This window comes from Streptomyces blastmyceticus (genome assembly GCF_039521185.1).
GTDB lineage: Bacteria > Actinomycetota > Actinomycetes > Streptomycetales > Streptomycetaceae > Streptomyces > Streptomyces blastmyceticus.
Genome location: NZ_BAAABW010000018.1, coordinates 133,512 through 148,054, shown reverse-complemented (window position 1 = coordinate 148,054; position 14,543 = coordinate 133,512). Strand labels below are relative to the sequence as shown.

11 protein-coding genes are annotated in these 14,543 nt (G+C 71.7%); 6 read left to right on the top strand and 5 right to left on the bottom strand.

Annotated features, from left to right (window positions below):
* Positions 1-99 precede the first annotated feature (99 nt).
* Both ABD269_RS17830 and ABD269_RS17825 read left to right on the top strand, forming a co-directional pair.
* On the top strand, positions 100-657 hold the full coding sequence (locus tag ABD269_RS17830; protein WP_344118931.1) for a hypothetical protein: 558 nt from the start codon (positions 100-102) through the stop codon (positions 655-657).
* Positions 658-772: 115 nt separating this feature from the next.
* Positions 773-2,341: an alpha/beta hydrolase gene (locus ABD269_RS17825; protein WP_344118929.1), complete on the top strand. Its 1,569-nt coding sequence runs from the start codon at positions 773-775 to the stop codon at positions 2,339-2,341.
* A 30-nt stretch (positions 2,342-2,371) separates the two neighbouring features.
* On the opposite strand, the gene ABD269_RS17820 is transcribed toward ABD269_RS17825, so the two are convergent.
* Positions 2,372-3,421, bottom strand: a complete 1,050-nt coding sequence (locus tag ABD269_RS17820) for a polyprenyl synthetase family protein (RefSeq protein ID WP_344118927.1) — start codon at positions 3,419-3,421, stop codon at positions 2,372-2,374.
* A 53-nt stretch (positions 3,422-3,474) separates the two neighbouring features.
* Positions 3,475-4,506, bottom strand: coding sequence for a tetratricopeptide repeat protein (locus tag ABD269_RS17815; protein ID WP_344118925.1), 1,032 nt, complete (start codon positions 4,504-4,506; stop codon positions 3,475-3,477).
* A gap of 345 nt (positions 4,507-4,851) precedes the next feature.
* On the opposite strand from ABD269_RS17815, the gene ABD269_RS17810 reads away from it, so the two are divergent.
* The gene (locus ABD269_RS17810; protein WP_344118923.1) at positions 4,852-6,480 is read left to right on the top strand and encodes a phospholipase D-like domain-containing protein; all 1,629 of its coding nucleotides are present in this window, start codon (positions 4,852-4,854) and stop codon (positions 6,478-6,480) included.
* Positions 6,481-6,550: 70 nt separating this feature from the next.
* Here ABD269_RS17810 and ABD269_RS17805 read toward each other — a convergent pair whose 3' ends face one another.
* On the bottom strand, positions 6,551-7,750 hold the full coding sequence (locus ABD269_RS17805) for a serine hydrolase domain-containing protein (protein WP_344118921.1): 1,200 nt from the start codon (positions 7,748-7,750) through the stop codon (positions 6,551-6,553).
* Between the two features lie 191 nt (positions 7,751-7,941).
* On the opposite strand from ABD269_RS17805, the gene ABD269_RS17800 reads away from it, so the two are divergent.
* Positions 7,942-8,643, top strand: coding sequence for a maleylpyruvate isomerase family mycothiol-dependent enzyme (locus tag ABD269_RS17800; protein WP_344118919.1), 702 nt, complete (start codon positions 7,942-7,944; stop codon positions 8,641-8,643).
* Here ABD269_RS17800 and ABD269_RS17795 read toward each other — a convergent pair.
* Positions 8,583-9,233: a TetR/AcrR family transcriptional regulator gene (locus ABD269_RS17795; protein ID WP_344118916.1), complete on the bottom strand. Its 651-nt coding sequence runs from the start codon at positions 9,231-9,233 to the stop codon at positions 8,583-8,585. The genes ABD269_RS17800 and ABD269_RS17795 overlap by 61 nt on opposite strands.
* A gap of 248 nt (positions 9,234-9,481) precedes the next feature.
* Between ABD269_RS17795 and ABD269_RS17790 the strand changes: the two genes are divergently transcribed.
* Together ABD269_RS17790 and ABD269_RS17785 are read left to right on the top strand one after the other, a co-directional pair.
* Complete coding sequence (locus ABD269_RS17790; RefSeq protein WP_344118914.1) at positions 9,482-10,264, top strand: phosphatase PAP2 family protein; 783 nt, start codon at positions 9,482-9,484, stop codon at positions 10,262-10,264.
* Between the two features lie 137 nt (positions 10,265-10,401).
* Positions 10,402-11,589 (top strand): acyl-CoA dehydrogenase family protein, encoded by a 1,188-nt coding sequence (locus ABD269_RS17785; protein WP_344118912.1) that lies wholly within the window; start codon positions 10,402-10,404, stop codon positions 11,587-11,589.
* Between the two features lie 130 nt (positions 11,590-11,719).
* On the opposite strand, the gene alaS is transcribed toward ABD269_RS17785, so the two are convergent.
* Positions 11,720-14,371, bottom strand: a complete 2,652-nt coding sequence (alaS, locus tag ABD269_RS17780) for an alanine--tRNA ligase (protein WP_344118910.1) — start codon at positions 14,369-14,371, stop codon at positions 11,720-11,722.
* Positions 14,372-14,543: the final 172 nt, after the last annotated feature.

The following is a 14,543-nucleotide window of genomic DNA, read 5'->3' as shown; positions in this document are numbered from 1 at the left end:
ACCGACTGTGGAGACCAGGTGAAGGGCGTACAGAATGCTCAGCCCCGACACCTCGGAACGGCGCCTGACCTCCATTCACCCCACCCGTGAGGATCCGCCATGCGCTCCGCCCACACCACGCGCCTCACCAAGCCGGCCTCGGCCCTCGCCGCGGCCGTCCTCGCCACGACCGCGCTCCTCTCCGTTCCCACCGCCGCGCACGCCGCCCCGCCCGCCACCCACCCCGGACTGACCTGGGCGGCGATCGCCCAGGGACCCGACGGAACGGTCCACGTCGGCGGCCTCGGCGGCACCCCGAGCGACCCGTACCGGGGCGACACCCCGGCGAGCGCGGTCCGGCCCGTGCTCTGCCTGAAGGTCGACGGCAGCCCCGTGCCCGACGGCATCACCCCCGACTTCTACGCGGGCTGGGCCCAGGGCACGGTGGCGGCCAGCAGACCCGTACGCGGCTCGCGCCTCAACAGCCGGACCGCCGCGGACAGCGTCTGCCAGGCCGAGTTCGGCGCCGGCTGGCGGATGGCCGAGTTCCACGACGGGCACTACGGGCCGGACCTCGGCGCGACCGGCGGCTGGTCGTTCTGGGCGTACGGCGACCTGCCCGCGGGCACCCGCCTGTGGACCGCCATCAACGACCAGCGCGCCAACCCCTGGGACTGATCCGCCCCCCAGGGGTGCAACTGGTGCCACCCCCGGAACGGATGCCAGTGGGATCGACCGCGATCTTCCCGCACAGGAGCATCTGAGGTGCAGCGAAAACACCTCAGGAGGAACGATGTTCGAGCTCAGGAAGTCGCGGTGGACCCGCTCCGCGGTGACGGGTGCGGTGGCGACGGCGATCGCGGCCGCGGTGCTCCCGGCGGCCACCGCGGCCGCGAGGACCCCCGGCCCCCCGCCCGTACCCGAGCGCTACACCGCGCAGAAGCTCGCGTGGCAGCCCTGCCGGCAGGGGGACTCGCTGGAGTGCGCGCAGATGAAGGTCCCACGCGACTGGTACCACCCGGGCACCGGCGAGGACCTCACCATCGCGGTCTCGCGGCAGCGGGCGAGCGATCCGGCACGGCGCCGCGGCGTGCTGATGATGGCCGCGGGCGGTCCGGGCGGGCAGGGGCTGCTGCGCCCGGCGACCCTGGTCAAGAAGTCGCCCGGGATCGGCGCGGCCTACGACGTGGTGAGCTTCGACCAGCGCGGCGTCGGACAGAGCTCGCGGGTGCGGTGCGAGACCGACGCCGAGTTCCAGGGCTACTTCGACGGCGACTCCCGGGACCGCTCGCCCGCGGCCGTGCAGCGCGAACTGGACAACGCCCGCAAGTTCGTCGACAGCTGCCGCGCGCGCAGCGGCGACCTGATGAACTACATCACCACCGACCAGACCGTCCACGACATGGACCTCTACCGCGCGCTGCTGGGCGAGAAGAAGGTCTCCTACTACGGCCCCTCCTACGCCACGGTGATCGGCGCCTACTACGCGACGGAGTTCCCGCAGCGCGTCGAACGCGTCGTGCTGGACAGCAACATCGACTTCACCGGCACCTGGGAGGGGCACGAGAAGGGCCAGCCGATGAGCTTCCAGCGCCGCTTCGAGCAGGACTTCCTGCCCTGGCTCGCGAAGAACGACGGCACCTACCACTACGGGAGCACCGCCGCCGAGGCCCGGGCGAAGTACGAGAAGCTGCGCGGCCGACTGCGGGACCACCCGCTGCCGATCGCCGGGGGCAAGGCCCTCGTCGACCCCAACCGGCTCGACAGCGTCGTGATCTCGGCGATGTACAACGGGGCGAACTTCCCCGGCCTGGCGAAGTCGCTCGCCGTCCTCGACCACTGGGACCGGGCGACCGCCGAGGAGCGGGCGATGATCGACAAGGGCTTCGGCCAGTCCCCGAGCGCGGACTTCTTCGCCGAGTTCTTCTCGGTGACGTGCACCGACACCCCGTGGAACCGCGACATCGGCCAGTGGACGAAGAGCGCGGCCGAGGACAGCGAGAAGTACCCGCTCGCCGGCGCCCGGGAGCTGACGTACACCGCCGTCTGCGCCAACTGGCCCGAGGCCAAGGCGCCGCAGATCAAGGTCACCGGCAAGGGGCTGCCGCCCGTCCTGATGGTCAACGGCCGCCACGACCCGGCGACGTACTACGAGGGCGCGGTGCGCGCGCACCGGGGGCTGCGGGGGTCGCGGCTGGTCACGGTCGACGGCGGCGACCATGGCCAGTACCAGGACGGGAGCGCCTGCGTGGACTCCGTCGTGAACGACTACCTCATCAAGGGCACGATGCCCTCGCACGACATCGCGTGCGAGGCGGCGCCGTTGCCCTCGTCCTCGCGGGAGGCGGGTCGGAACGGCTAGGCCCGGACCCCGGAGGGGCCCCTCCGCGCCTCACAGCTGCCGGTCCAGGAAGTATTCCGAGAGCGCCACGATCTCCCGCGTCGCGCTCTCCTCCAGCGGCATCGCGGTCAGGCAGTCGCGCGCGGCGGCCACCTGGCGGCGGGCGTCCTCCAGGGCGAAGTCCCTGCCGCCCGCTCCTTCCACGATCGCGGCCGCGCGCTCCGCGTCGGTGGTGGACAGCGGCCCCGGTGAGCCGAGCAGCCGGCCGAGCCGCTCGGCCGCCTTCTCGTCCAGGGCCATCGCGGCCAGCACGGGCAGCGTCTTCTTCCGGCGGTGCAGATCGCTGTGGACCGGCTTGCCCGTGGCCTGTGGGTCGCCCCAGATCCCGAGCAGGTCGTCGACCACCTGGAACGCCAGCCCCAACTGCCGCCCCGCCTCCGACAGTGCGCCCACCACCGGCGGCGCGGCACCCGCGAGCACCGGCCCCAGCGCCATCGCGCACCCGAGCAGGGCCCCCGTCTTGCGGTCCGCCATGGCCCGGTAGTCGGCAAGGCCCACCGCCCCGGGCCCCGTCCACGGCCGGGTCTCGAAGAGCAGGTCGTCGGCCTGGCCGTGGACCAGATCGCCCAGGGTCTCGGCGAGCCGGCACACGGCCGTGGCGCCGTGCTCCCCACCGGCCACGGCCAGCGTCCGCACCCCGAGGGCGAAGAGCGCGTCGCCCGTCAGCACCGCCGGTCCCGTGCCGAACGCCTTCCACACGGTGTCCCGGTGCCGCCGCCGCTCGTCACCGTCCATGATGTCGTCGTGGACGAGCGAGAAGGTGTGGATCAGCTCCACGGCGACCGCGGCGGGCACGGCCAGTTCCGCGGGCGCGCCCACCGCCTCGGTGGCGAGGACGGCGAGCGCCTGCCGTACGCCCTTGCCGCCGGAGCCCGTGCTCGGCGTGCCGTCGGCGTCGCACCAGCCGAGCGAGAACGACGCCATCCGGCGCGGCTGGGGGTGCAGGCTCGCTACGGCCGCCCTGAGCGCGGGTTCGACCGATGCCCGGCAGCGTGCGAGGGCGCCGGGCGCGGTCGTCCGTGGTCCGGCGTGCGTGGTCATGGAAGCTCCTGTGGTGGACCGGTTCGGGTACAGCGGGACGAGGACGGGCGCGGTCAGCCGGCGGCCAGGACGCCGAGCTCCGCACGGGCCTTGTCGACCATGTCCCGGGCGTGCAGCAGGCCGATCCCGCCGAGCGTGCGGTGGAGCTCGTCGAGGTCGGCGGCGGTCTCCGCGGTGTCGCGGCCCAGCCGGGCGCGGGCCTTGACCCACCCCAGCCGGGCGAGTGCCGCGCCGCGTGGCTCGTCCATGGCCCGGAACTCCTCCAGGGCGCCGCTGTAACACGCTTCGGCCTCCGCGTAACGCCCCGCGCGGAAGAAGACGTTGCCGCGCATCTTGTGGTTGTACGCCAACGCGCTCACCAGCCGCATCTCCCGGCAGGTGGCCTCCGCCTCCGACAGCAGGGCCAGCGCCCGCCCGGTCTCGCCCCGCACGGACAGCACGTCCGCTATGCCCCGCAGCGCCCAGGCGCGGCCCCGGGCGTCGTCGGCGCCGCCGGCTATCGCGGCCGCCTCCTCGAACATCGCCAGGGCCGTGTCGTACGAACCGGTGTTGCGGTGCATCTGCGCGATGCCCTCCAGCGCCCACACCGTGTGCCGGGCCTCGCCGCGCCGTCTGGCCTCCGCGAGGAGCTTCTCGTGCAGCTCGCCGACGGCCTGGTAGTCCCCCTGTATGCGGCCCGTCTCGGCGAGCCCGGCGAGCGAGTAGCCGCGGGCGACGACGTCGCCGCCCCGCTCGGCGAGTTCGGCGGCCAGCGAGAGCCACCGCCAGGCCAGGGCGAGGGCGCCGCGCTGCCGGGCGAGGGTCCCGCCGCTCCACACCGCCCAGGCCATCGCCCCGCGGTCCCCGGCCCGCCGCGCGGCCCGGTAGCTGGCCTTCCACGCGGCCTCCGCCTCCGCGACGCGGCCCAGCCGCCGGCACGCCTCGGCGACGGCGAGCCCGGCGTGCGCGGACTCCAGGGCGGCGCCCTGGAGTTCGGCCTCCCGGCGCCGTGTCAGGGCCGTCTCCAGGACCTCTTCGAGCGAGGCGTTCACCGAGAGGCCGCCCAGTGACCCCCGGTACTCGGGTGCGAATGCCTTGCCGTACATGGTGTGTGCCTCACTTCGGGTCGATCGACGGCGGGTCAGCCGCTGATCACGAAGCTATGGCCGGGGGCGGCGGGGCGGCATCCGTCCAGGAGTCGGTGTGCCGTCCATCTGAGGACCGGTCATCGGACGCCGGGTCATACGAGAGATGTACGAATACCCCTGACGGCTCTCGGGGTTGCCCGCCCGTGAAAGCGGTGGATTCCCGTGCTTGTCAAGGCCCGCAAGCACGATTTTCCGGGCAGCCGTACGGGGGGTCCGCACCCTTCGGCGGAGGGACGGCGCGACCCCTTGGAGCTGGTAGTTTCGAGGTGTTGATCACTTGATACCTCGATAAGGATGCAAAAATTGGCTCGCCACCGGCTCCGCCGTTTAAACCGTCTCGCAGGGTGCGCGGCGGCCTCGGCCATCGCGCTCGCCGTGCTGCCCGCCTCACCGGCCCTCGCTGACTCCGCCGACGGGCAGGGCACCCCGCACCTCGACGCCGTGGAGCAGACGCTCCGTCAGGTCTCGCCGGGGCTCGAAGGCGACGTGTGGGAGCGGACCAGCGGCAACAAGCTGGACGCCTCCGCCGCCGACCCGGCCGACTGGCTGCTCCAGACCCCCGGCTGCTGGGGCGACGACAAGTGCGCCGAACGCCCGGGCACGAAGCGGCTGCTCGCCAAGATGACCGAGAACATCTCCAAGGCGAAGCGCACGGTCGACATATCCACGCTCGCGCCCTTCCCCAACGGCGCGTTCCAGGACGCGATCGTCGCCGGTCTCAAGTCCGCCGCCGAATCCGGCAACAAGCTGAAGGTCCGGATCCTCGTCGGCGCCGCCCCGGTCTACCACTTGAACGTGGTGCCGTCGAAATACCGTGACGAGCTCAATTCCAAGCTGGGCAAGGCCGCGGGCGACATCACGCTGAACGTCGCGTCGATGACCACGTCGAAGACCGCCTTCTCGTGGAATCACTCCAAGCTCCTCGTCGTGGACGGCCAGTCGGCGATCACCGGCGGCATCAACGGCTGGAAGGACGACTACGTCGACACCGCCCACCCGGTGTCGGACGTCGACCTCGCGCTGACCGGCCCCGCCGCCGGTTCCGCGGGCCGCTACCTGGACCAGCTCTGGTCCTGGACGTGCCAGAACAAGAGCAACGTCGCGAGCGTCTGGTTCGCCTCCTCCAACGGCGCCGACTGCATGCCGACGCTGCAGAAGGACGCGAACCCCAAGACGGTCCCCGCCACGGGCGATGTGCCGGTGATCGCCGTCGGCGGCCTCGGCGTCGGCATCAAGGACAAGGACGCGTCCTCGTCCTTCCGCCCGGACCTGCCGAGCGCCTCCGACACCAAGTGCGTCGTGGGCCTGCACGACAACACCAACGCCGACCGCGACTACGACACCGCCAACCCCGAGGAGAGCGCCCTGCGCGCGCTCGTCGGCAGCGCGAAGAAGCACGTCGAGATCTCCCAGCAGGACCTCAACGCCACCTGCCCGCCGCTTCCGCGCTACGACGTCCGCCTCTACGACGCCATCGCCGCGAAGATGGCCGCCGGGGTGAAGGTCCGCATCGTGGTCAGCGACCCCGCCAACCGCGGCGCCGTCGGCAGCGGCGGCTACTCGCAGATCAAGTCCCTGTCCGAGATCAGCGACCTGCTGCGCAACCGCCTCGCGCTGATCACCGGCGGGCAGCAGGGCGCCAAGGCGGCGATGTGCTCCAACCTCCAGCTCGCCACCGCCCGTAGCTCCGACAGCGCCAAGTGGGCCGACGGCAAGCCGTACGCGCAGCACCACAAGCTGGTCTCCGTGGACGACTCCGCCTTCTACATCGGCTCCAAGAACCTGTACCCGTCCTGGCTCCAGGACTTCGGATACATCGTGGAGAGCCCGGAGGCGGCCAAGCAGCTCGACGCCAAGCTGCTCGCCCCGCAGTGGCAGTACTCGAAGGCGAGCGCCACGTTCGACTACGAGCGCGGCCTCTGCCAGGGCTGATCCGGCCCATGACGGAAGGAGGCTCCTGCCGGACGTCCGGCAGGAGCCTCTTTGCATGGTCAGCGCACGGTCAGTGCATCGCCGCCAGCGCCGCCGACAGGGGCGACGGCGTGGTGCCGGGCGCCTTGCCGCAGTACTCCGCCTCGATCAGGGCGCTGGTGTCGCCCGTCCAGTCCGCGTTGAAATTGAACGCCGCGGTGTGCCGTCCGTCCGGCGTCGAGGCGACGACCGACGTCGATCCGGGGATCCCGCCGTCGTGCGCCCACACCTGCACCCCGCACGACAGCGTCCCGGTGAGGACACCCAGGCCGTACGTGAACCCGGGGCTTCCCGTCGGCACCGTGGTGAGCAACTCCCGCTGCTGACGCTCCGGGAGGAGCTTCCCGCCGAGCAGCGCGTGGTAGAAGCGGTTGAGGTCGCCGGTGGTGGAGATGATCTCGCCCGCGGAGGACGCCCACGAGGGGTTGAATTCGGTGACGTCGCGGATCTTCGCGTCCGGTGCGGTGTCCGGCTTGCCGTACGCCCGCCCGTGCGGGTCCGGCATCCACGGCGAGGTGCCCGGCAGCGTCGTGGCCCGCAGGCGCAGGGGCTCGATGACGCGCCGGGTGATCTCGGAGGCGTACGAGCGGCCGGACACCTTTCCCGCGATCATGCCGGCGAGGACGTAGTTGGTGTTGGAGTAGTGCCAGCCCTTGCCGGGCCCGAAGTCCGGCGCGTGGGTCATGGCGATGTCCACCAGCTGCCGCGGCGTGTGGATGTCGAAGCGGTGCCGGTCGAAGTCCGTGGTCAGCGTCTTGAGGAGCTCCGGGTCCTCGGTGTAGTTGTAGATCCCGCTGGTGTGGTTGAGGAGTTGACGGACCGTGATGCCGCGCCCGTCGTGGCCATGGCCGCGGACCACGCCCGGCAGCCAGTGCTCGACCGTGTCGTCGAGCCGGATCCTGCCCTCGGCCTCCTGCTGGAGGAGGACGACGGAGACGAACGCCTTGGTGATGCTGCCGACCCGGAAGCGGTCCTGCGCCTCGCGCGGCCGCTGTGTGATGCGGTCGGCGACCCCGGCGGACCCCTGCCAGACCCCGTCCTCTCCCACGCTGCTCCCCAGCACCCCCGGCACCCCGGCCTGGACCTGCGCCTCCATCGCGGCCCGGGTGGCGGCGTGCGGGTCGGTGCCGCGGCCCGTCGCGGCCGAGGCGGGTGCGGTGAGGGCGGTCGCGGTCACCGCGGCGGTGACCAGCGCGCCCACCAGTGCTCTGTGAATCGTGCGTACCTTCATGCTCTACGACCCCTCCACTTCGATCGACAGTGCACGGAGCAGGACTCGTTCAACATCCTGCCGGTTGAGCCGCGTTGACCGCGGCGGGCGGAATCCGGCCATGCGGCACTCCGCGTGACTGAAGGGAGCGCCCGGCGGTGTCCGTAACACCCAAAGGCGACTAAAATGGTCATTCCTTTGTGTGGAGCGTGATGGTGGTGAGCGCGATGGACGTGGAAGAGGTCTGGCGGACGACCGGCGCCGAGCGCCGGAGCCTCGCCGACCTGCTGGACCGGCTCTCCGACGAGGAGTGGGAGCGCCCGTCCCTCTGCGCGGGCTGGCGTGTACGCGACGTCGCCGCCCACCTCGCCCTCTCGCACACCGGCCCCGGCGCCGCGCTGATCGGTCTCGTACGGGCGCGGGGCAGCTTCCACCGCATGGTGCGCGACACCGCCCGGCGCTACGCCGCGCGGCGGCCCACCGCGGCACTGGCCGCCGAGATCCGCGCCACGGCCGCCTCCCGCCGCCACGCCGTGGGGACGAGCCACCTGGAGCCGCTCCTGGACGTCCTCGTGCACGGCCAGGACATCGCGCTGCCCCTGGGCAGGCCGCGCGAGATGCCGCCGCAGGCGACGGCCGTCGCCGCCACCCGCGTCTGGACGACAGGCTTCCCCTTCCACGCCCGGAAGAACCTGTACGGGCTGCGGTTCGCCGCGACGGACACCGAGTGGGCCGCCGGGGAGGGCCACGAGGTGGAGGGGCCGATCGGCTCGATCCTGCTGCTGCTCACCGGCCGCCCGGCCGCCCTCGACCGGCTGTCGGGGGCGGGGGCGGAGGAGCTGCGCCGCCGCCCTCAGTGGGAACCGGGTGCCGGGAGCACCCCGTCGAGGATGTGCCGCACTCCCCGGAGGTAGTGGTGCCGCCCCTCGGCCTCCGCCGGGGCGGCCGCCGGCGGGAGACCGGGTCCGCCCGGCCGTGGCACGGTCGCGAGGATCTGCCCGGCCGTGTAGTACCAGATCGTCCGGTGCGCCTCGACGGCCCGCTCCCGGCTGAGCCCGCAGCCGACGAGCGCTCCGACGATCTCCTCCGTCATCCACACCGCGGGCATGTCCACCAGTTCCCCGCGCGCCACGATGGGGACCACCCACGGGTTGCTCACGAAGGCCTGGTGCATCAGCCCGCAGACCGTGGCCAGCCGCTCCCGCGGTTCCTCGGGCAGCTCCGGCCGCGGCAGCGCGCGGGCGGCGTGCTCGAGGGTCAGCGTCAGCAACTCGTCCTTGTCCCGCACGTGGTGATAGACCGCCATCGCCGTGCTCCCCAGCGCACTGGCCAGCCGGCGCATCGTCAGATTCTCCGCGCCCTCCTTGAGGATGATCTCGTAGGCGGCGGTGACGATGTGCTCGCGCGACAGCCGGGACGGCCGTCCCCGCTTCGGGCGTTGGGGTGTGCTGCCGGTCAGTGTTCTGCCCTCTCTCGTACGCGTGCCGCCGGGTCCGCCGCCCACGGGGCGCGAATGCGCGGGGTGCAGCGTTCCGGATCTTCGCAGGCGTTTGAGGATACTGTTTCCGTATGCGTACGGTAACGTGCCGTCGCACTCCGGGGGTCCGGCCGGTGAAGGGGGAACGGGGCGAGCGGGCGTCGCGTGTAGCTTTGCGTACAGCCGTGCCGACGACCCGCGCGGCATTGCGCTCGTCACCCGCGCGTGTACTGCCGTGCCGGTACCGCCCTACCGATACAAAGGACGCCCCACCCATGCCGTACGTGCGCCACTGGTTGCGCAACTCCATCCTGCTGTTCGCGCTCGCGATCACGCTGGGACTGGTCGCCGCGCACACCCATCTGATCCAGCCGCACGACCTCCAGCTGGACCGCACGATCCAGAAGCTCCGCACCGGCTGGCTGAATCACACGATGGAGGGTGTCAGCTACCTGGCCTCACCCGTGGCCGGAGTCGTGATCCTGGCGCTCTGGAGCGGCTGGCTGCTGTTCGTGCGGCGGCGGCCGATGCGCGCGGTGGCCACCTTCCTCGTCGTCGCGATCGGCTGGAACAGCACGCAGCTGGCGAAGGCCATCGTGGCCCGCCCCCGGCCGCCCCGGGAGTTCATGCTCGACCCCGAGATCGGCTCCAACAGCTTCCCCAGCGGCCACACCGCCTTCACCGTCGCCGTGGCGGTCGCCGCGTACTTCCTCCTGCGCGAGAGCCGCCACCGGCGGACCGCCGTGGTCTGCGGCGTCCTCGCGGTGGTGCTCGTCGCCTTCTCCCGGATGTACGTCGGCGCCCACTACCCCACGGACACGCTCGGCTCGGTGCTGATCGCCGGTTCCGCGATCTTCTTCGTGACCGGCGTCTGGCACGCCTGGGCGCTGCCGCGACTGCACCGGCTGCCGCTGATGGAGCGCTACGGACTCTCCCGCGAGCTGGGCGAGGGCGACGCGGCGCACGTCCACGGGACCGTGCCCGGCGGGCGCAGGCGGGCCGCGGGCGGCGGCCCCGCGCCCACCGGCGGGCGGCACCGCAAGCACGCGGGGCGCTGACGCCCCCACCGGAACCAGCGGGCCGGTCGCCAGTGGCGGCCGGCCCGCCGTCGTTCCCGGCGCCTTCCGGATTTCTGCAACGGGTTCTAGTGTGTGCGCCGTCACCCGCGGCGACGGCGCGACCCTACGGAGGGCCCATGGACCTCAGCCACACACCCGAGCAGCGGCGGTTCCGCGCCGAACTGCGGGACTACTTCGCCGGCCTCGTCCCCGACAACGCCTACGCCCGGCACACCGACCCCGCCCTGCAGAAGCGCTTCTACCGCGACACCATCCGCCGGCTCGGCGCCGACGGCCGCCTGGGCGTGGGCTGGCCGAAGGAGTACGGCGGCAGCGGGATGACCCTGATGGAACAGTTCGTCTTCTTCGACGAGGCCGCACAGGCCGGGGTGCCCCTGCCGCTCATGGCACTCAACACCGTCGGCCCGACGATCATGCAGTACGGCACCGCCGAACAGAAGGCGTACTTCCTGCCCAGGATCCTCTCCGGGGAGATCGACTTCGCCATCGGCTACAGCGAGCCCGACGCGGGCACGGACCTCGCCTCGCTGAAGACCCGCGCGGTCCGCGACGGCGACGACTACGTCGTCAACGGACAGAAGATCTGGACGACCAACGGCGACACCGCCGACTGGATCTGGCTCGCCGTGCGCACCGCGCCCGCCGAGGACGGCGTACCGCCCCACCGCGGCATCAGCATCCTCCTCGTGCCGACCGGTGCCCCCGGCTACTCCTGCACCCCCATCGACACCCTCGCCTCCCACGGCACGACCGCCGGGTACTACGAGGACGTCCGCGTCCCCGTCCGCAACCGGGTGGGGGAGGAGAACAAGGGCTGGCGGCTGATCACCACCCAGCTCAACCACGAGCGCGTCACCCTCGCCGCCCACGGCACCACCGCCATCCGCGCCCTGCGCGACGTCCGGCGCTGGGCGGCGGCCACCCGGCTGCCCGACGGCCGCCGCGTCGCCGACCTCGGCTGGGTCCGCGGCCGGCTGGCCCGCACGCACCTGCGCCTCGACGCGATGAAGCTGCTCAACTGGCAGATGGTGGACGCCCTCCACCGGGGCACCCTCACCCCGCAGGACGCCTCGGCCGTCAAGGTCTACGGCTCCGAGGCGCGCCGCGACGCCTACGCCTGGCTGATGGAGGTCCTCGCCGCCGCGGGCCCCCTCAAGGAGGGCTCGGCGGGCGAGGCCCTCCACGGCGACCTCGAACGCGGCTACCGCAGCGCCGTCATCTTCACCTTCGGCGGCGGCAACAACGAGATCCAGCGGGAGATCATCTCCTGGATCGGGCTGGGCATGCCGAGGGTGCGGCGGTGACCCGGTGCGACTCCCGGCTTCAGTTGTCACTCACCAGGGATGATCAGCGGTCCGTGTACGCGTAGCGGTACAGGGGCCGTTCGCGACTCGGGGTGCCCCTGTGGGTTTCGTCGACCTGTGGGGCGGGAGCTCAGCCGTCGGCCAGGAGCAGCCCGGCTTCGGCGGCCGCGATGGCGAGGGCTTGGTCGAGGGCTTCGGTGCGGCGTCCGCCTGCGTTGGCGAGGGGGCCGCGTCCGCCGGAGCCGCCGCCGATAGTACGGGCGGCGTCGGTGAGGATCTGGCCGGCCTCGGCGCCTTCCTGGTGGAGGCTGTGCGAGATGGCGGCGACGATCAGGGCCTTGCCGTTGTGCTCGGTGCCGAGGATGACGACGGCGGGGCCTCGGTGGATACGGCCGACCGCGTCGGCGGCCAGACCGCGCAGTTCATCCGGGGCGACACCGGTGATGCGCTGAGCGACGATCCAGCCACGGCCGGACGGCTCGGCCTGGTCGCCGAGCAGGGCGGCCTGGTGCCGCAGCTCTTCAGCCCGCAGCTTCGACAGCTGTTCCTGGGCTGTGGCGAGCGCCTGGAGTCGCGTGCGCAGGGCGTCGGGGGACTCCGTGGGTCGGGTGCCGAGCAGGCCGGCGAGTTCGTTCAGCAGGCGGCGTTCGGTGTCGAGGTGGCGGAGGGTGTCGTGGCCGGTAAGGGCTTCGACGCGGCGGAGGTTGGAGCCGATCGAGGACTCGCTGAGCAGGCGGAAGGTGCCGACCTGGGAGCCGTGGGCGACGTGGGTGCCGCCGCAGAGTTCGCGGGAGAAGTCGCCGATGTCGACGATGCGGACGGTGTCGCCGTACTTCTCTCCGAACAGGGCGATGGCGTCTGCGGCCTCGGCACGGTCGGCGTGCCAGGCCCGCACTTCCGGGTCGTCGAGAACGTGGCCGTTGACGGCCGTCTCGATCTGGGCGAGCTGGTCGGGGTTGAGGGCGGAGAAGTGGGCGAAGTCGAACCGCAGCCGGTCCGGCTCGACCAGTGAGCCCTGCTGGGCGGCATGGTCGCCCAGGGTCGCGCGGACTACGGCGTGAAGGATGTGGGTGGCTGAGTGCGACCGCATCAGGCCCTTGCGCCGGTCGGCGTCCACGGACGCCTCACCGCCATCCCCCGTACGGATCTCGCCTTCCAGGACGCGGGCGGTGTGGACGCGGAAGCCTTCCAGGCCGTAGCGGGTGTCGGTGATCCGCAGCAGGGTGCCGCCGCTGGTGCGGAGCGTGCCGGTGTCGCCGATCTGGCCGCCGGCCTCGGCGTAGAACGGTGAACGGTCCAGGACCAGTTCGACCTCGGCGCCCTCGGGGGCGGTGGTGACGACGGTCCCTTCGGAGATCAGGCCCTTCACCGTGGTCTCGGCGGTGAGGTGGTCGTATCCGAGGAACTCGGTGCGCGGCAGTTGCGCGGCCAGCTCGCGGTAAGTGGCCATCTTCCGCAGGGCCTCTGTGGTCTTGGCCTTGCCTCCGGCCTTCGCGCGCTTCTTCTGTTCCTCCAGCAGCACGGCGAACCGGTCTTCATCGACAGTCAGGCCGGCGTCACGGGCGGCCTCGACGGTGAGTTCGAGGGGGAAGCCGAAGGTGTCGGCCAGCTCGAAGGCGGTCTCTCCTGACAGGGCGGCCGACCGGCTCTCGCGGGTGCGGGTGATCGCGGCGTCCAGCAGCCGGGTTCCCTGGGCCAGGGTGCGGGTGAAGGACTCCTCTTCGGCGGTGACGACCTGCTCGATCAGGGCGGCCTGGGCGGCCAGCTCCGGCCAGACGTCACCCAGATTGGTGATCACGCTGGCGGTGGCGGCAGGGAGGACCGGCCCGGTGATGCCCAGGAGTCGAGCGTGGCGGATCGCCCGGCGCATCAGGCGCCGCAGGACGTAGCCGCGGCCGTCCTTGGCGGGCAGGACACCGTCGGCGATGAGGAAGGCCATGGATCGGGCATGCTCGGTGACGACCTGGAAGGAGACCTTCTCCTCGCCCCGGCCGGGGTACTCGCGGCCGGTCAGGTTCTGGACGGTGTCCATGGTGGGGAGCAGCAGGTCGGTGGTGCAGACGTTCTCGGCGTCCTGGAGGATCGCGGCGAGGCGGTCCAGGCCGAGGCCGGTGTCGATGCTCTTGTTGGCGAGTTCGCCGAGGATGGGGAAGTTGCCCTTCTTGTCGCCCTCGCCGCGCTGGAACTGCATGAAGACCAGGTTCCAGATCTCGACGTAGCGTTCGCCGTCAACGGCAGGGCCGCCTTCCTTGCCGAAGGCGGGGCCACGGTCGTAGTTGACCTCCGAGCAGGGGCCGCAGGGGCCGGGGACGCCCATGGACCAGTAGTTGTCCTCCATGCCCAGGCGCTGGATGCGGGAGGCGGGGACCCCGATGCGGCGCCAGAGGTGCTCGGCCTCGTCGTCGTCCTCGTAGACGGTGATCCAGAGCTTGTCCTTCTCCAGCCCGTAGCCCTGGGTGAGGAGTTCCCAGGCGAAAGCGATGGCGTCTTCCTTGAAGTAGTCGCCGAAGGAGAAGTTGCCCATCATCTCGAAGAACGTGGCGTGCCGGTTGGTGCGGCCGACGTTGTCGATGTCGGAGGTCCTGGCGCACTTCTGGATGCTGGTGGCGCGGGAGAAGGCGGGCGGAGTCTCGCCGAGGAAGTAGGGCTTGAACTGGTTCATCCCGGCGTTGGCGAGCAGCAGGGTGGGGTCGTCCGGGATCAGTGGACTGGACGGGACCTGCTGGTGGCCGCAGGAGGTGAAGAAGTCGGTGAAAGTGCTGCGGATCTGCGTCGAGCGCATGGCGGCATGGCCTCACGGAAGAGTCGTGGAAGGTGGGGGAAGATCACACGCCGAGCCGGGCCGAGAACAGGGACTGAGAGGGTTCTCAGTTCTCCAGCTCGACGCAGATAGCTCGCGCCCCCACGGTGAACACCATGACTCCAGATCCATTGCACACAAGGTGGTGGGGGGG